The 18251-nt window shown below is 64.6% G+C and carries 12 protein-coding genes and 1 pseudogene; 10 read left to right on the top strand and 3 right to left on the bottom strand.

Annotation, left to right across the window (positions count from 1 at the left end; translation table 11 throughout):
- The first annotated feature begins 236 nt into the window (after nucleotides 1-236).
- From pilM to AC1RBA_RS12135, 10 genes and pseudogenes are all read left to right on the top strand, one after another.
- Nucleotides 237-869, top strand: a complete 633-nt coding sequence (gene pilM / locus AC1RBA_RS12180; protein ID WP_070292335.1) for a pilus assembly protein PilM — start codon at nucleotides 237-239, stop codon at nucleotides 867-869.
- A 5-nt stretch (nucleotides 870-874) separates the two neighbouring features.
- Complete coding sequence (locus tag AC1RBA_RS12175; protein WP_492418409.1) at nucleotides 875-1441, top strand: PilN domain-containing protein; 567 nt, start codon at nucleotides 875-877, stop codon at nucleotides 1439-1441.
- 150 nt (nucleotides 1442-1591) lie between these two features.
- Nucleotides 1592-2605, top strand: coding sequence for a pilus assembly protein PilP (locus AC1RBA_RS12170; RefSeq protein WP_492418408.1), 1014 nt, complete (start codon nucleotides 1592-1594; stop codon nucleotides 2603-2605).
- A 92-nt stretch (nucleotides 2606-2697) separates the two neighbouring features.
- Nucleotides 2698-4023: pseudogene (locus AC1RBA_RS12165) on the top strand (type IV pilus secretin PilQ); the annotation flags it as partial.
- A gap of 112 nt (nucleotides 4024-4135) precedes the next feature.
- Complete coding sequence (locus AC1RBA_RS12160) at nucleotides 4136-6346, top strand: Ig-like domain-containing protein (RefSeq protein ID WP_162995528.1); 2211 nt, start codon at nucleotides 4136-4138, stop codon at nucleotides 6344-6346.
- Between the two features lie 102 nt (nucleotides 6347-6448).
- Nucleotides 6449-8068: a bifunctional shikimate kinase/3-dehydroquinate synthase AroKB gene (gene aroKB / locus AC1RBA_RS12155; RefSeq protein WP_070292465.1), complete on the top strand. Its 1620-nt coding sequence runs from the start codon at nucleotides 6449-6451 to the stop codon at nucleotides 8066-8068.
- 2 nt (nucleotides 8069-8070) lie between these two features.
- The gene (locus AC1RBA_RS12150; protein WP_070312504.1) at nucleotides 8071-9222 is read left to right on the top strand and encodes a deoxyguanosinetriphosphate triphosphohydrolase; all 1152 of its coding nucleotides are present in this window, start codon (nucleotides 8071-8073) and stop codon (nucleotides 9220-9222) included.
- Between the two features lie 357 nt (nucleotides 9223-9579).
- Complete coding sequence (gene dsrO / locus AC1RBA_RS12145; RefSeq protein ID WP_070221683.1) at nucleotides 9580-10290, top strand: sulfate reduction electron transfer complex DsrMKJOP subunit DsrO; 711 nt, start codon at nucleotides 9580-9582, stop codon at nucleotides 10288-10290.
- Between the two features lie 3 nt (nucleotides 10291-10293).
- Nucleotides 10294-11406, top strand: coding sequence for an NrfD/PsrC family molybdoenzyme membrane anchor subunit (nrfD, locus tag AC1RBA_RS12140; protein ID WP_492418406.1), 1113 nt, complete (start codon nucleotides 10294-10296; stop codon nucleotides 11404-11406).
- Nucleotides 11407-11416: 10 nt separating this feature from the next.
- Nucleotides 11417-14638 (top strand): molybdopterin dinucleotide binding domain-containing protein, encoded by a 3222-nt coding sequence (locus AC1RBA_RS12135; protein WP_492418404.1) that lies wholly within the window; start codon nucleotides 11417-11419, stop codon nucleotides 14636-14638.
- On the opposite strand, the gene AC1RBA_RS12130 is transcribed toward AC1RBA_RS12135, so the two are convergent.
- Genes AC1RBA_RS12130 through mutY form a run of 3 tightly spaced genes read right to left on the bottom strand, consistent with a single transcriptional unit; the run spans nucleotide 14635 to nucleotide 18220 of the window.
- Nucleotides 14635-15258 carry a response regulator transcription factor gene (locus tag AC1RBA_RS12130; RefSeq protein ID WP_070221680.1) on the bottom strand — a complete coding sequence of 208 codons (624 nt, stop codon included), beginning with the start codon at nucleotides 15256-15258 and terminating at the stop codon, nucleotides 14635-14637. The genes AC1RBA_RS12135 and AC1RBA_RS12130 overlap by 4 nt on opposite strands.
- Entirely contained in the window at nucleotides 15255-17057 is a 1803-nt protein-coding gene (locus tag AC1RBA_RS12125; protein WP_492418402.1) for a sensor histidine kinase, read from the bottom strand. The genes AC1RBA_RS12130 and AC1RBA_RS12125 overlap by 4 nt, the downstream gene beginning before the upstream one ends.
- Nucleotides 17057-18220, bottom strand: coding sequence for an A/G-specific adenine glycosylase (gene mutY, locus AC1RBA_RS12120; RefSeq protein ID WP_492418400.1), 1164 nt, complete (start codon nucleotides 18218-18220; stop codon nucleotides 17057-17059). The genes AC1RBA_RS12125 and mutY overlap by 1 nt, the downstream gene beginning before the upstream one ends.
- Nucleotides 18221-18251: the final 31 nt, after the last annotated feature.

The raw sequence follows: 18251 nt of genomic DNA, 5'->3' as shown, positions 1-18251 counted from the left end.
CGCCGTGGCGCTTGCCGGGGGAGTGTTGAAACTTGCCGATACTCTATATAAGCGTGTATTGGCCCGCTGGCAACCAGGATTTGGTAACAATTATCCTGCGCCAGATCACGGCCCCGCCAGATAGGCGCCGCGCGCCGCAGACACCAGCGTGAAATCCGTTTACAAGCCAGCGCTGCCGGGACTAGGCTTGCGGATGGCAGGACTTCCTTCCACGCTGACGTTTCTCTATGAAAAACATGTCCATCAGCAGTCTTCTTGGCACCGGCTTGCTGGGCGTCGACATCGCGGACGACGCCGTGCGCGTGGTCGAGTTGATACGCCGGCGGGGAACACTGGCGTGCCGGCATTGCGGCAGCGCCGCGCTGGCGGCAGGAGTAATGCGTGAGGGCATGATCGAAGATCTGCAGGGCCTGGCTGCCGCCGTGCGCCTGGCATGCCGCGACAGTGGCAGCGGCTGCACGCGCGTGGCGCTGGCCATGCCGGCCACGGCCCTGATCACGCATGCGATCCGCCTGCCTGCCGGATTGCCGGAGGAACAACTGGAAATCCTCGTGGAACTGGAAGCGGGACAATACATGCCGTTTGCGCTGGAAGACGCCAACCTGGATTTTTTCATTCTCGGCCCTGCGCCGCCGCTTGCCGGCCAGACCGGCAGCGAGATCGACGTGTTGCTGGTGGCGGCGCGGCGCGCCAGCGTGCAGCGCCGTCTCGATGCGGCCAAGGCGGCCGGCTTGACGCCCGTCATTATGGATAGCGAGGCGCTTGCCTTGCAGGCGGCGCTCGCGCAGGGCGGCTGGCAAGCCTTGCCCGGCGGCGGCCTGAACTATCAACTGGCCTGGGGCCTGGCCATGCACCGGTACGCCCGATGAAGGCCGTGGCGGAAGTGCCATGCATCAATCTTTTGCCGTATCGCCAGGCGGCACGCCGCAGGCGTATTCAGCGGCTGCTGTGGCAACTGGCCGGCGGGGCGCTGTTGGGATTGCTGACGGCCTTGGCGGCGGGTGCCTGGCTGCAGCACCAGCTCGACGTGCAGTTGCAACGCCAGGAGGGCTGGCGCCATGCCATGCAGCAAGTCAATACGGTCCTTGTCACAGGCAAGCGCGTGCAGGGCGAGACGGCGGCCCTGCTGCTGCGCCAGCAAGCCATTGCCAGTCTGCAAGAGCAGCGCGATGCCTGGGTGCGCATGCTGGCGGCCCTGGCCCAGGCGATGCCGGCTGGCGTCGCCCTGCACAGTGTGCGCCAGGAAACGGCGATGGTGCGCCTGCAAGGGCAGGCCGTTTCGCAGGAAAAGGTCGCGGCACTATTATTGGCGCTGGCGCAGGCCGCGCCTTGGTCCCGGCCGGAAGTGATGGAAGTGCGCGGCGCGGCCGATGGCGCCGTGGAATGGACGATACGGCTGGCTTTGGCACCCGCTGGACAATCTTGGAGCCTATCCCAGTAGGGAGTGTCTTTTGCAGGCAGCACATCAGGAGCGCGGACAAGGCGCGAGGAGGACGCGTGGCGAGCCACGCGACGACTCCCCGCTTCTGAGGGGCGCTTGCAAGAGATGTATTCATCTACTGGGATAGGCTCTTAGTCGTGGAGGTTGATCATGCTGAGCTTGAAGACCGCGTCACTGTGGCCGCTGCCGGCGCGCCTTGCTTGCGCTGCGCTGGCCGGCATGCTGCTGACTGCCCTGCTGCACGCCACATGGCTCGATGGACTGATGGCTGCAGTGCGATTGGCGCACAGTGAGGAAGCCCGCTTGCGCGCCGATTATCTGGCGGCGCAGGCCAGGGCAAAGCAGTTGCCGCAGTGGCGTGCAGAGCAGCGTCAGGCCGGCGCCGAGCTGGCCCTGCTGGAACAGCAACTGCCTGACCAGCAGGCGATGGCGGCGCTGTTGACGGACATTAATGCCGCCGGCCGGTCGCGCGGGCTGCAATTTTCACTGTTCAAGCCGGGCGCGGCGCGGCCGCAAGCGCCGTATGTCGCCTTGCCGATCACGATACAGTTGCGTGGCGGCTACCACGCCATGGGCGCGCTGCTGGCAGACCTGGCGCGCCTGCCGCGCATCGTCACGGTGCATGCGCTGGCCTTGACCCTTGGCAAGGATCGCTTGTTGACCCTGGATGCCGTGTTGCAGGCGTATCGTTTGCCCGAAGCGGGGGAGCGGGCGGCGCAAGCGGCATTGCCTTCAAAGGGCAGTGCGCCGGCATGGCGCCCGCTTGCCGCTGTCGCGCCGCATCCTTACGAGGCGGCCGCCCTGGCCGATCCATTTAATGCCTTGCCGCCCGCGCCCGGACAGCGTGGGGGCGTGGCGGGACCCGATCCGCGCCGGGTGCGCGAGCCGCTGGAAAGCGTGGCCTTGCCTGCCATCACCATGGTCGGCAGCGTGCAACAGGACGGGCGCCTGAACGCGCTGCTGCTGGCGGGCCAGCGCATGTACCGGGTGGCCGTGGGCCAGTATCTGGGGCAAGACCACGGTGTGGTGACGGGCATCAGTGAACAGGCCGTGCAGTACCGTGAATTGCTGCGCGAGGCGGATGGCCCCTGGCGCGAGCGGCGCGGCAGCCTGGCCTTGCAGGTGGCAGGGGCGAAGGCCAGCCTGCCCGAGGCGGCGCCATGAGGCCGCTCCGCATGCTCGTGGCCGCCATGCTGTGTCTGCATGCCGGTGTCCTTGCCCAGGAGGCGGTGGTGCAGGTGACGGCGCCGCGTCTGTATGCGGGCGACAAAATTTCCGTCGATTTCCAGAACGTGGGCGTGCGCGCGGCCTTGCACATCCTGGCCGATGCGTCCGGGCAAAACATCATCGCCAGCGATAGCGTGGCGGGCAATGTAACCCTGCGCCTGCGCGACTTGCCGTGGGACCAGGCGCTCGACGTGCTGCTGCAGGCCAAGGGCCTGGACATGCGGCGCAATGGCAACGTGCTGTGGATCGCGCCGCGCGAGGAAATCCTCGCGCGCGAAAAACTGGAGCTCGAAACGCGCGCGCAGATCGCGGAACTTGAACCCTTGCAATCAAACATCTTCCAGCTCAATTACCAGAAGGCCGAAGCGTTCCGTACCGTGTTCGGCCTGGACGCGGGGGAAGGGCGCAGCCGGCTGCTGTCGCGCCGTGGCAGCGTGCTGATCGAGCCGCGCACGAATCAGCTGTTTGTCACCGACGTGCCGGCGCGCCTGGAGCAGATCCGTCAGCTGATCGCCAAGACGGATATTCCAACCCGACAAGTCATGATCGAGGCGCGCATCGTCGAGGCGAACGACAGTTTCAGCCGCAACCTGGGCGCGCGCCTCGGTTTTACGGACCAGCGGCTGGCGGCGGGCCAGGTGCCCGGTTTTTCGCTGGGCGGCAGCGGACGCCGCGCGGCCATCGGCGGCACGTATCAGGGCATGGGCGAGGCGACGGGGCAAACGGTGGCGGGCAGCGGCGCCTTCGTGCCGAACACGCAATTCGTCAACTTGCCGGCCGCCAGCATCAATGGCTTGCAGCCGGCCAGCTTCGCCCTGAGCCTGTTTTCGGCGGCCGCCAACCGCTTTCTGAACCTGGAGTTGTCCGCGCTGGAAGCGGACGGCAGGGGCAAGATCATTTCCAGCCCCCGCGTGGTGACGGCCGACAAGGTGCTGGCGCTGATCGAGCAGGGCATCGAACTGCCGTACCAGGTGGCCACCAGCAGCGGCGCCACGTCGATCACGTTTCGCAAGGCGAACCTGCGTCTGGAAGTGACGCCGCAAATCACGCCCGACGGCAACGTGGTGCTGGAAGTGGACGTCAACAAGGACAGTGTGGGGCAGGAAACCCGTTCCGGTTTCGCCATCGACACCAAGCACGTGCGCACGCAAGTGATGGTGGAAGATGGCGGAACCGTGGTGCTGGGCGGTATTTATCAGCAATCGGAGCGGGGCACGGACAGCAAGGTGCCGCTGCTGGGCGACATCCCCGTGTTTGGTGTTTTTTTCCGCAGCACGGGCCGCAGTCAAGAAAAAACGGAACTGATGGTGTTTATTACGCCGAAAATAGTGGCAGATCGGCCAGCAACACGTTAATGTCACATCTTTACGTTTAAGTAACAATGCAAACGAAAGCGGACTGATGGCGACTATGCGGAATTTTTCTTTTGGCAATACTTCTTGGAGTAGGGTATCGAATTGGCTGGTCATGCTGGCGCTGGGCTCCCTGCTGGCCGCCTGCGGCGGCGGCGGCGGTGATCCGACCCTCGATGGCGGCAGCAGCGGCGGCACGACGGGCGGCGTGGCCGCGACGGTCATGGTAAGCCTGTTGAACGCCGCTGGCCAGCCTAGCAATGCATTGAGCAGCACGACGCCGCTGACGGCCAAGGCGCTCGTCAACGATAAAAATGGCGTTCCTATCAGCAATGCCGTGGTCACGTTTTCGGCCGACCCCGCGCTGGTAACGTTGTCATCGACCAACGGCACGGCGCTGACCGACGCCAAGGGCTATGCCAGTATCACCGTCTCGGCCTTGAATGCGACGGTCACCGGTGCCGGCAAGCTGACGGCCACTGTCGCGGCAGGCACCGCTATGGTCACCGGCGACGCCAGTTATGAAATCAAAACGGCCCAGGCATCGGGCGCCAAAATGACACTGGCGCTGCTCAATGGCGGCAGCGCCAGTAACGCGCTGTCGAGCGCCATGCCGCTGACGGCCAAGGCGTTGGTGACCGATTTGAACGGAAAACCGATCAGCGACGTGTTGGTGGCATTCTCGACTGACAATACCATGGCAGTGATGTCACCATCGGTAGGGACGGCACTGACCGATGCGACAGGTACGGCCAGCGTAACGCTGCGTCCTTTCAGTCTGTCGGCCAGCGGCGCCGCCACGTTGCGGGCGACCACGACGGCCAATGGTGCCGTTGCCAGCAGCCAGATCAATTATGTGCTGGGAGCCACCGACCTGAGTGCGGAGAACATGCGGTTTTCGCCCGCCAGCATCCCGGCCTATGGCACCACCAACGTCACGGTTGATGTCATGGCTGGCACCAGCCTGTACACAGGATCAGGCCAGACGGTAAATTTCAGTTCGACTTGCGTGCAGGCCGGCAAGGCTAGCGTGACCAGCGGCGTGCCGGTAGTCAATGGCAAGGCCACAGCTGTTTTCCGCGACCTGGGTTGCAATGACTACGATATGGTCAATGCCACAGTGGCGGGCAGCGCTTCCATGTATCACGCGACGCTGCCGATCGGCCGCGTCGCGCCGGCATCGGTACAATTTTCCAGCGTCAGTCCGGTAGGAAAATCGATCGTGATTCAAGGGCAGGGCGGCATAGCGCGCACGGAAATGGCTACGCTCACTTTCCGCGTATTCGATACTTTCAACAAACCTCTGGTCGGCCAGGAAGTGACGTTTTCGTTGTTGAACGGCCCTGGCATGACGCTCAATAAAGTGAAAGACACCACGGATGCCAATGGTGACGTCATCACCACCGTGAATTCCGGCAACACCCCGACCACCTTCCGTGTTAAGGCCAGCCTGGCCTCTGGCATTTCCACCTTGTCCGATTCCATCCTAGTAACGACGGGTTTGCCTGTGCAAACGGCGTTTTCGCTCAGCTCCGTCAAGTCTAGCGTGGAAGGCTGGTCGTATGACAGCCCCTTAGGCACCCCTGCCACGACCGTCACTATCTTGCTGGCAGACCAAGCGGGCAACCCTGTTCCTGACGGCACGCCGGTGGTATTTCAGAGCAATTTGGGCGCCATCGGCTCGTCCAGCATGGGCGGCTGCACTACCATGAATGGTGGCTGCTCGGTCGACTTCCGCAGCCAGAACCCGCGTGTGGCGACCAATCCACCTGTCACGCCCTGCAATGATGTCAGCAATGGCGGCACGGCCGACAGCCTGTGGCCCGGTCTTGCTACCGTCTGCGCCAGCACTTCGGACGGGAACAAGACGTTGTTCGCGAAGATCGCCATCTTCCTGAGCGGCAGCCGTCCCGAGAATGTCATGCTGTTCGATCAGTCGGCCCAGGTAAGCCTGGATCGCAGCACCTATGATCTTGGAAGCGTTTCAGCCGCTGCAGTGCGTCAATTCAGCTTGAGATTCAGCGATTTGCATCAAAACCCCATGCCCTCTGGGACCACGGTCGCGATTACGAATATGATCAATGGCGTTGGATCCATTACTCCGGACAGCATACAAAATATCTATCCGCACAACACGCTTGGCGTGGATGACCGTACCGGAGGCAACATTCAAGGTAACCAGGGAGGCCGGCATGCCGTTACAATTAACAGTCTGACGCCGACAAATTGTGTAGCGAATGTGGTCAGCACGTTTAATGTAACAGTGACGACGCCGCTGGGTAACGCCACCAGTTACCCGTTTAGACTGACATTCTCCTGTCCTTGACGTAAGGGGAAACGGGCGCCGTAGAGGCGGCGCCTGCTTATTTTCTGATTGATATAAAAAGTGTCCGAAATTTCCAACAGTAATATCTTTCTTGTCGGCCTCATGGGCGCAGGCAAAACCACGATCGGGCGCATCCTGGCCCGCAAGCTGGGCTTGCGCTTTGTCGATTCCGACCACGAAATCGAGGCACGCACGGGAGCGACCATCCCGTGGATCTTCGAGATCGAGGGCGAGGCCAGCTTTCGCCGGCGCGAGGCCGAGGTCATCCGCGACCTGAGCGCCCAGGAAGGCATCGTCATGGCCACGGGCGGCGGGGCGATCCTCAACGCCGACAGCCGCGCCTACCTGAAGGAACGGGGTACGGTCGTGTACCTGCGCGCCAGCGTCAGCAACATCCTCGCGCGCACCAGCCACGACAAGAACCGCCCCCTGCTGCAGACGGCCGACCCGCGTAAAAAGCTCGAGGAATTGACTGCGCAGCGCGAGCCCCATTACATGGAAGTGGCCGACATTGTGATCGACACGGGCCGTCCTAACGTACAATCGATGGTTCAGACCATCCTGATGCAGCTGGCCAGCCTCGAGTGCGAGGCCTCGCCCAACTGCGTCATTCATGCAGAGCCTTCGATGAACGAGCAATCCAAAATGTTGTTGAGCGTAGACCTCGACGAACGCAGTTATCCGATCGCCATCGGTCCCGGCCTGCTGGCCGACGCCGATGCGCTGCTGCGCCATATCAGCGGCCACAAGGTGGCCATCGTCACCAATACCACCGTCGCGCCCCTGTATCTGGGCCGCCTGCAGGCGGCGCTGGCCAGCGATGGCCGCGAAGTGATCTGCATCGTCCTGCCGGACGGCGAAGAATATAAAAACTGGGCCAGCCTGATGCAGATCTTCGACGCGCTGCTGGCCAATAAATGCGACCGCAAGACCACCCTGGTGGCGCTGGGCGGCGGCGTGATCGGCGACCTGACCGGCTACGCGGCGGCCAGCTACATGCGCGGCATCGGCTTCGTGCAGGTGCCGACCACCTTGCTGGCGCAGGTCGACTCTTCCGTCGGCGGCAAGACGGGCATCAACCATCCGCTGGGCAAGAACATGATCGGCGCCTTCTACCAGCCGCGCGCCGTGATCGCCGACACCTCGACCCTGGAAACCCTGCCGGCGCGCGAGCTGTCGGCAGGCTTGGCCGAAGTGATCAAGCATGGCGCCATCATCGACGCCGCGTTTTTCGACTGGATCGAAGCGAACATGGACAAGCTGATGGCGCGCGACAAGGGTGCGCTCGCCTATGCGATCGCCCGCTCGTGCGAAATCAAGGCCGACGTCGTGCGTCAGGACGAGCGCGAAGGCGGCTTGCGCGCCATCCTGAACTTCGGACACACCTTCGGCCACGCCATCGAGGCGGGCCTGGGCTACGGCCACTGGCTGCACGGCGAAGCCGTCGGCTGCGGCATGGTGATGGCGGCCGACCTGTCGTGCCGCATGGGCTATATCGACCAGGCGGCCGTCGAGCGCGTGCGCAAACTCGTCGCCGCCGCCGGCCTGCCCGTTAAGGCGCCGGACCTCGGTGTCGAGCGCTGGCTGGAACTGATGGAAGTGGACAAGAAGAACGAGGGCGGCGCCATCAAGTTCATCCTGTTGAAACCCTTGGGCAGCCCGTGCATCACGTCCGCGCCGCACGAACTGGTGCTGGCCACCCTGGCCGCCGGAGTGCAATAGCCATGACGCCGGAAGACGCCCTCGCCCAAGGATGGCTAGCCCCCTATGCCGCCCATTCGGCACAGGGGCAGGGACGTCGCTTTGCCGAGGCGGCGCACGCCTCGCGCAGCCAGTTCCAGCGCGACCGCGACCGCATCATCCATTCCTCGGCTTTCCGCCGCCTCGAATACAAGACCCAGGTTTTCCTCAATCACGAGGGAGACCTGTTCCGCACGCGCCTCACGCACAGCCTGGAAGTGGCGCAGGTCGGCCGCTCCATCGCGCGCAACCTGCGCCTGAACGAAGACCTGGTCGAAGCCATCGCGCTCGCGCATGACCTGGGCCACACGCCGTTCGGCCACGTGGGCCAGGACGTGCTCAACGAGTGCATGCAGGCGCACGGCGGCTTCGAGCACAACCTGCAAAGCCTGCGCGTGGTCGATACCCTGGAAGAGCACTACGGCGCCTTCGATGGCTTGAACCTGATGTTCGAGACGCGCGAAGGCATATTAAAACACTGCTCGCTCGCGCATGCGCGCGAACTGGGTCCCGTGGCGCAGCGCTTTATCGACCGCACGCAACCGACCTTGGAAGCGCAGCTGACCAACCTGGCCGATGAAATCGCCTACAACAGCCACGATATCGACGATGGCCTGCGCTCGGGCCTGATCACCATCGCGCAGTTGGAAGAAGTGGAATTCTTCGGCCGCCTGTGGCGCGACGTGCAGCAGGCGTTTCCCGGCCTGTCGGGCCGGCGCGCCATCTACGAAACCCTGCGCCGCCTGATCACGGCCCTGGCCGACGATCTGATCGTCACGTCGAATGCCCTGATCCTCGACGCCGCGCCGCGCGACGTCAGCGAAGTGCGCGCCAGTCCGCCGCTGATCCGTTTTTCGGACGCCATGCGCAAGGATGCGACGGAGCTGAAGCGCTTCCTGCGCGCGAACCTGTACCGCCACTACCAGGTCAACCGCATGCGCGTGAAGGCCAGCCGCATCGTGCGCGAACTGTACGACAGCTTCATGGCCGAACCGGCCCTGCTGCCGCCCGATTATCAGGTCAACGGCGATGATGTGACAAAGCAGGCGCGCAAGATCGCCGACTATATCGCCGGCATGACGGACCGCTACGCGATCCGCGAGCACCGCCGGCTGTATTCGCTCGACGAGCTGTAACGGTCACTGCGGGCACTGACCTGCCCGCGCGACGCTGCGTGTCGGGTTACGCCGTGCCGGCTAACCCGACCTACCGATGCAAACGGCCATGGGGAATCCGACGTAGGTCGGATTAGCGTAGCATAATCCGACCTGTCTGCGCGATACCACGACACTTCATGCCAACAATGTTGTCGGATTACGCGCTGGCGCGCTTCGGCGGCTCCGCTAATCCGACCTACTCCGCATTGTCGATCCTGTCAATTGGCATGATCATCTAGGTCCCCGCACGATCACCCCAATATCCGTACGGCAACTTCTTTTCTATCATGGCAGCAAGTCAACAAGGGCTTGCCGCCCATCGTCAAGGAGAGTGTCATGATCGAATCGCGCCGCAGTTTCTTGCGCGCCTTGCCCGCCGTTACCATCGGGGCGGCCATCGCGCCGCTGCCAGGCAAGGCCGCCACCAGGGGCGAAGGCGGCCAGCGCTGGGCGATGGTGGTCGATGTGCAGAAATGCATCGGCTGCCAGGCGTGCACGGTCTCCTGCATCATGGAAAACGCCGTGCCGGAAAACAGCTTTCGCACCGTCGTCTCGACCTATGAAGTCAAGGAAGAGAACCGCTGCGGCACTTACATGCTGCCGCGCCTGTGCAATCACTGCGCCAATCCTCCCTGCATCCCCGTCTGTCCCGTGGGCGCCACCTTCCAGCGCAAGGATGGCGTCGTCGTCGTCGATGGCGACCGTTGCGTGGGCTGCGCCTACTGCGTGCAGGCCTGCCCCTACGATGCGCGCTTCATCAACCACGAGACGGGCAAGGCCGACAAGTGCACGTTCTGCGCGCACAGGGTCGATGAAGGCCTGCTGCCGGCCTGCGTGGAAACCTGCGTGGGCGGCGCGCGCATCTTCGGCGACCTCAATGATCCGGACAGCATGGTGCATCAGCTGCTCAGCGAGAACAAGGTGAAGGTGCTGAAGCCTGAACAGGGTACCCAGCCCCACGTGTTTTACCTGGGACTGGACACGCGCTTCGCCGGCCACGTCGAGGGCGAAGCGACACTTTGGCAACCGAGCAAACACGGGAAATAAACCATGGACAGCCACATCACCGAAATTGTCAACGTCACGCGCGAAGCGGCATGGCTGCCGTGGGCGGTGCAGTATTTTTTCCTCATCGGCCTCAGTTACGGCAGCTTCATGCTGACCCTGCCGTACTTCGTCTTCGGCCGCAAGGCGTATGAACGCCTGGGGCGCATCGCGCTGCTCGCGTCCCTCGTCTGCGGCATGACGGCGCCCGTGGCGCTGCTGGCCGACTTGCACGGGCCGGGCCGCTTCTACCATTTCTACATTTACTTCCAGCCGCAGTCGTGGATGTCGTGGGGTTCGTTCTTCATTCCCCTGTATCTGGGCTGTCTGATGCTGTACGCGTGGCTGGCGCTGCGCGGGGACTTCGCCACGCGGGGGCAGGGTCGGGACCGCCTGGCCTTTGCCTATCGGCTGCTGGGACGTGGAGGCGCCGCATCGCGCCAGGCCATCATCACCGCCGCCGCCTTAACCCTGCTCGCCGCCTTCGTGGTGGGGCTGTACACGGGCATGGAAGTAATGGTGGTGCGCGCCCGTCCACTGTGGTTCACGCCGTTCCTGCCGGCGCAATTTGCCGCCACGGCCTTTGTCGGGGCGGTGGGCCTGGCGCTGCTGTTCAACCGTTTCCTGCCGGGCCGCGACATGGCGCTGGAAGTGTCCTTGAACCGCGCGCTGGCCCTGTCGCTGGCGCTGGTGCTGGCATTGGGCGGCGGCTGGCTGTTCGTCAGCCTGTCCGGCGTAAGCGCCAGCCACAGCATGGCCTTTACCCAGGTGGCGGGCATGCCGCAATGGCAGTTCACGGCAGTCTGGGCCGTGCTGTCGTCGATCGTGCCGATGGCCCTGGCCATCTGGCGTCCCGCCACGAGTGGCCTGGTCAACGGCCTGATCGCGCTGCACAGCGCCTGGATGATGCGCTGGACGATTTTCATCGGCGGGCAGAACATCCCGAAGACGGGCGCGGGCCTGTACGACTACCACCTGCCGATGGGGAACGACGGCTTGATGGGGATTATCGGCACGGCCGGCCTGTGGATCGCGCTGCTGTTGCTGATGCTGGAATTTTTGCCATGGGCCGGACGCGTCGTCGCTGCACGCAGCCGTCCCGCCATGGCCACGCACTGAGGAGTCAACAATGAACGATCAAATACACAACGACGACCGCAACGACGTCCCTGAAGACGAAAAAGAAAAACGCCGCAAGCTGCTGCGCTACGGCGCCATCGGCGGCGGGCTGGCCGCCTTTGCCGCCAGCTTTTCCACCACGGCCGGCCGCATGGTCGACCACGCGCTGGGCAAGGACAAACCCGTACAGCGCTTGCACGGCAATTCGCTGGCGCCCGAGTTTTCCGTCGACACGGCCACGGGAAAATTGACGGTCAATCCCGACCAGCAGGTCAGCTACACCATGTGCATGGGCTGCACCACGTTTTGCGGCGTGCGCGTGCGCCTGGATAAAAAAAGCGGCAAGGTGCTGCGCGTGGCGGGCAATCCGTACAGCCCCCTGTCGGCCGATCCGGCGCTGCCGTACCAGACCCCGATACGCGACAGCTTCATTTCCCTGTCGCGTTTCGAGGAAAAGGGCTTGAAGGGACGTTCCACCGCTTGCGGCCGCGGCAACGGCGTGCTGGAACAGATGGAGTCGCCGTTCCGCGTGCTGGCGCCCATGAAGCGCGTGGGACCGCGCGGCGGCGGCCAGTGGGAGCCGATCGCCTTCGACCAGTTGGTCAAGGAAGTGACGGAAGGCGGCGACCTGTTTGGCGAAGGCCACGTGCAGGGCTTGCGCGCCTTGCGCGAGCTGGAAAAACCGATCGATCCGGCGCAGCCGGAACTGGGTCCGCAAGTCAATCAGGTGGGCCTGATGTGCAGCACCGACGATGGCCGCCTGGCGTTCGGCACGCGTTTTTTCAAGCAATCGTACGGCAGTCTGAACCTGGTCAACCACGGCTCGTATTGCGGCGGCTCCTACCGCAGCGGCTCGGGCGCCATGTTCGGCGACATGAAGAAAATGCCGCATGCGAAAGTGGACCTGGAAAACACGGAGTTCTGCATCTTCGTCGGCACGGCGCCCGGCAATGCGGGCAACCCGTTCAAGCGCCAGGGCACCTTGATCGCGAAAGCCCGTTCGGGCAAGCGCGAATTCAGCTACGTCGTCGTCGACCCCGTGCTGACGAATGCCGACAGCCTGGCCGCGGGCGACCGCAGCCGCTGGGTGCCGATCAAGCCGGGCACGGATGGCGCGCTGGCCATGGCCATGATCCGCTGGATCATCGAGCACGAACGCTATGACCGCAACTTCCTCGTGCAGCCGAACCTGAAGGTGGCGGAAGCGGCAGGCGAAGCCGCCTGGTGCAACGCCACGCATCTGATCATCAGCGAGAAGGGCCATCCGCGCGACGGCCGCTACCTGCGCGCGTCGGACATCGGCGCGGTGGAACTGGCGGAAGAGGAGCGCTACAAGGATGGCGACGCGTTCTGCGTGATCGACGCGGCCACGCAAGCGATCGTGCCGCACAATGCCGCCAAGGGCGAAGCGCGCCTGTTCTTCGACGGCCCGCTGGACGTGGCCGGCGCGCCGCTGCACCTGAAGACGGCCATGACGATGCTCAACGAAGAAGCGCAGCGCCACAGCATGGAGGACTATTCCAGCGCCTGCGGCATCCCGCTTGACATCATCGAAGGCCTGGCGCGGGAACTGACCAGCCACGGCAAGCGCGCCGCCGTCAATGCGCACGGCGGCATGATGTCGGGCGCCGGCTTTTATAACGCGTATGCGCTGGTCATGCTCAATACCCTGATCGGCAACTTGAACCGCAAGGGCGGCACCCTGATCAACGGCGGCAGCTTCAAGGATGCGGGCCCCGGCCCGCGCTACAACCTCGAAAGTTTCGACGGCGAGATCAAGGCGGCCGGCATGCCCATCGGGCGCAACGTGCCGTATGAAAAAACCTCGGAATTCAAGTTGAAGAAGGAAGCGGGCAAGGCGTATCCGGCCAGGGCGCCGTGGTATCCGAACGCGCCCGCGCTGGCCACCGAATGGCTCACCAGCGCCATGAACGGCTATCCGTACACCTTGAAGGCGCTGATCCTGTGGAGCTGCAATCCCGTCTACGGCATCACGGGCTTGCGCGCGCAGATCGGCAAGGAGCTGGCCGATCCGAAGAAGATTCCCCTGATCGTCGCCATCGATCCCTTCATCAATGAAAGCTCGGCGTTTGCCGACTACCTGCTGCCCGATACCTTGCTGTATGAAAGCTGGGGCTGGGCCGGCGCCTGGGGCGGCATGCCCGTCAAAATGAGCACGGCGCGCTGGCCCGTGGTCGAACCGCGCGTGCAAAAGACGCCGGACGGCCAGAGCATCTGCATGGAATCGTTCTTCATCGCGCTGGCCAAAACGATGGCCTTGCCCGGCTTCGGCACGGAAGCCCTGCAAGACATGGAGGGCCGGCGCTTCCCCCTGCAGCGCGCGGAAGACTGGTATCTGCGCGGCGGCGCCAACATCGCCTGGCAAGGCAAGGCGGCCGTGCCGGAGGCGAGCGACGACGATATCGCGCTGTCCGGCGTGGCGCGCATCCGCCCCGAACTGGAGCGCACGCTGAAGCCGGAAGAGTGGCGCAAGGTGGCCTTCATGCTGGCGCGGGGAGGGCGCTACCAGAGCTATGGCGAGATGTTCGGCCTGCGCCTGCCGCCGCCCGCCAACCCCAAGGCGCCCGCCGCGCCCGTGCCGGTGCTTGATGAGACGCCGTATCCGCAGGACTGGTCCACGCACCGCTACCTGAAGCCGATGATGCTGTACAACGAGGGCCTGGGCGTGAGCAAGAACAGCTTGAGCGGCAAGCGTTTCCCCGGCACGCCCGCGTGGAGGGTGGCGGCTTTCGCCGACGGCACGCCCGTGCGCAAAACCTACCCGGCCAGCGAGTGGCCGTTCGAGTTGATCAGTTTTAAATCTGCGCTGCAAAACTCGTACAGCATCGGCGCGCGGCGCTTGCGCGGCATCCATCCGGACAACCCCGTCGCCGTGCATCCCGACGATGCGGCGCGCCTGAAGCTGGAAAATGGCGACCAGATTTATCTGGAGACGCCGGGCGGCAAGGCCAGGGCCACGGTGATGCTGCGCCACGGCGTGCAGCGCGGCGTGATCGCCGTCGAGCACGGTTTCGGCCACAAGGAGCACGGCGCGCGCGCCCACCGCATCGGCAAGTTGCGCCAGCCCGACGAACCGGCCATTGGCGCGGGCATCAACCTGAACGACCTGGGGCTGACGGATCCGAGCCGCGGCGACAAGAACGTGTTCGTCGATCCCGTTTCGGGCACGTCGGTGCGGCAGGGGCTTCCTGCCCGCATCGTGCGGGCTTAGATTTGCCCACCCGCCATCAGCAGCCGGGCTACCTCGGCTGCTGAATGCAGGCCCAGTTTCTCCATCGCGTTATGGCGGTGCACCTGCACCGTCTTGTCGCTGATACCGAGTTCGCGGGCGATGACTTTCGAGGCCTTGCCTTCGGCCATCAGCAGCGCCACTTCGCGCTCGCGCGCGGTGAGCCTCGCCAGCGCCGTTTGCGCCGTATTCGCGCTGGCGGCGCTGCGGCTTTCTTCCACGCTGCGGGCCACGGCACGCGAGACGGCGTCCAGCAATACCTGGTCCTTGCACGGCTTTTCCAGAAAATCGCAGGCGCCCGCCTTCATCGTCTGCACGGCCATGGCCAGGTCGCCGTGGCCGCTGAGGAAAATCACGGGCAGCGATATGGCGTGTCCGGTCCTGTTATTCAACTCCTGCTGCAGTTCCAGTCCGCTCATCAATGGCATGCGCACGTCGAGCAGCAGGCAGCCCGGCACATGGCCCTCGTAGCGCTGCAGGAAGTCGCGCGCCGATTCGAACGTCTGCACTTGCCAGCCGGCCGAATCGAACAGATAGGCCAGCGAGCGGCGCATGGCGGCGTCGTCGTCGACGACAAAGATGATCGCATCGCTTTCATTCATGGTGTTTCCTTATCTGCTTCCATATGCGTATCTTCGGGCAGGCGGAACCAGACCGTCAAGCCTGGCGCATCGGCGTTGGCGTGGGCCGACAGGCTGCCGCCGAACGACTCGATGATGCTTTTGCTGAGGGACATGCCCAGTCCCAGGCCTTCGGCCTTGGTGGTAAAGAAGGGCTCGAACAGGCGCGCCATCTGCGCCGCATCGAGGCCGCAGCCGGCGTCGCGCACGGCCACCGTGCAGGCGCCGTTTTCGCGGTGCAGCAGCACGCCGATCGGGTGCTGCGGATGGTCGTTTTCGACCTGCGCGTCGAGCGCATTTTTCAATAAATTGAGCAGCACCTGCTGCACCTGCTGCGGGTCGGCCAGCACCCGCGGTGCAGCGCTGGCCGCCTCGTGACGCCAACTGATATTGGCTTGCGGATGGGCCGCGCGGAACAGCGATACCGCCTGCTCCACGGCGTCGGCCAACGCGAAGGCCGTGCTGTGCGCGGGACGCTTTTGCGCCATCGCGCGGATGTGCCGGATGATGGCGCCCGCGCGCTCGCTTTGCGTGGCGATTTCCTGCGCGCCGTCGAGCAGCGGTGCCGCGTCGAGCCGTCCCGCCGTGATGCGGCGCGCCATGCCGCGCGCGAAATTGCCGATGGCCGCCAGCGGCTGGTTCAATTCGTGCGCGATGGCGCTGGCCATTTCGCCCAGGATGGCCAGGCGCGCCGTGTGGTCGAGCGTGGCCTGGCGCTGGCGCGCCTGTTCTTCCAGCGCGCGCTGCTGGTGCTGCGCCGCGCGCAATTGCTCCGTGCGCCGGCTGACCAGGTATTCCACGCGCACCGTATGCACGGCCCAGGCCACCAGCAAGGCCAGCACCAGCAGCATCCAGCCCCAGTAGCGGCGCAGGGCCGTCTCGAACGTCAGCTTGTTCAGATAGGCGTAGGGGCCGATGCGCAGTTCGCGGAACAGTTCATCGACGATCTGGTAATCGCTGGGTACCGTCCAGCTGTAGCCTTCGCTGGTGCGCGGCATGGCCAGCAGGGCCTGCGCCACTTTTTTCGCCAGCGGGGGCGGCGTCTGGCGCAGGGCCACGAAGGGCCAGTCCGGATACAGCCGCGACGAGCTGGCGCAGCGAAAGCCGGGAATCGGGCGCGTGGTGATGACGCGCAGTTCCTCGGCCCGCACTTCGCCGCTTGCCACCATCTGTTCGAGCAAACAGGTGCGCACGATGCCGGCATCCATGCGGCCAGCACGCACGGCCTCGACGATCTGCTGCGAGGGAAAACCGCTGTAGCGCAGGCTGGCAAAATCGTGCGCGGGATCGATGCCCGCTTCCTGCAGTTCGCGCGCGGCGATCTGGTAGCCGCCAAACGCGTCGGGCGCCACCGCCATCACGTTCTTGCCCGCCAGGTCGGCCAGGTCGTGCAGCGGCGACGCGCTGCGCACGACGATGGCCGAGCCGATGGCCTGGCGCGGCGAGTCCGTCCACGGCGACTCCAGCGTGGCGATGCGGCTGGCGCCGTCGCTGTGTTCGAGCGCCACGTAATGGCCGCTGCTGGTGATGGCAAAGGCGATGGCCTGCGCCTGCACGGCGCGCGTCAGGCCCGCCTGGTCATAGTCGGCCAATGTAAAACGGATGCCGGGGATGCTGGCCTGCAGGTGGCGCGTCACGTACGACCAGTCCTGCTGCACGGCGTCGCCGCCCTTGTAGGCGAGCACGCCTATTCTCACCTCTGGTACCTCCGGCAGCGCGTCAGCCGCTTGCGCGCCGTGCAGGCACAGCGCCGCCAGCGCCAGTGCTACAAGCCTGCGCACTAGAACATGCTGCGCTGCGCCGCGCGCGCATCGCCGAACAGGTCCAGCAGCAGTTTCTTGATCGGTGCAGGCAGCGGCGCGTCGGCGATCTTCGCGCCGTCGTACCAGACGTGCGTGGACTCTCCGGCCAGCGCCAAACGGCGCGCCAGGGTGATGCGGCAGGGGACGATGTGCAGCTTGTAGTGGGTAAACACGTGCACGATGGGCAGCAGCCGTTCCTGGGTCTCGATTTCGCCGAACGGCGACACGGCGCGCGCCAGTACCTGTTGGTCTATCTCGCGCGGTGTGACTTCATCGGCCAGCACGTGGCCATCGAGTTCCGGCAGCGACAGCAGGCCGCCCCAGATGCCCGAGCCGGGGCGCTGCTCCAGCAGCACCTGGCCATCGTCGATGATGGCCAGCATGACGGCGTGTTTTTCCGGACTGGTTTTTTTGGGTTTGCGTACAGGTAAGTCTTTGACCCGATGGGTGGCGTAGGCCACGCAGCGCGGCTGCAGCGGGCAGCGGCCGCAATCGGGGCTGCTGCGCGTGCACAGGGTGGCGCCGAAGTCCATCAGGCCCTGCGTGTAGGCCTCGATACCTGTTTCAGGCAGCAGCGCTTCGGCGCGGCGCCACATGGCTTCCTCGACCCGTTTTTCGCCGGGATAGGCGTCGATGCCGAAGGTGCGCGCAAACACGCGCTTGACGTTGCCGTCCATGATGGCCGCGCGCGTGCCGCTGGAAAACGCGGAGATGGCAGCCGCCGTCGAGCGGCCGATGCCGGGCAGCTCGGCCAGTAGCAGCGGGTCGCTGGGGAACACGCCGTCGTATTCGGCCACCACGCGCTGCGCGCACTTGTGCAGGTTGCGCGCCCGCGTGTAGTAACCGAGGCCGCTCCACTGCGCCATCACGTCTTCCACCGGCGCGCTGGCGAGGTCGCGCAGGGTGGGGAAGCGTTCGAGGAAGCGCGCGTAGTAAGCGAGCACGGCGGTGACCTGCGTTTGCTGCAGCATGATTTCGGACAGCCAGATCAGGTAGGCGTCGCGCGTATTCTGCCACGGCAGCGCATGGCGGCCATGCTGCTTTTGCCAGGCGATGACGGTGGCGGAAAAAGTCGGGTCGACGTAATCTTCCAAAGGTGCCGCGCCCGTGGTGGGCGAGAGCGGATGCAGCAGACGTTTCATGCAGGATTCCAGAGTTGTATTCAGTGCGTAG

Source organism: Janthinobacterium sp. GW823-FHT03B06, from assembly GCF_058796955.1.
The sequence above is the reverse complement of the archived record's forward strand: the minus strand, read 5'-3'. Positions and strand labels throughout refer to the sequence as shown.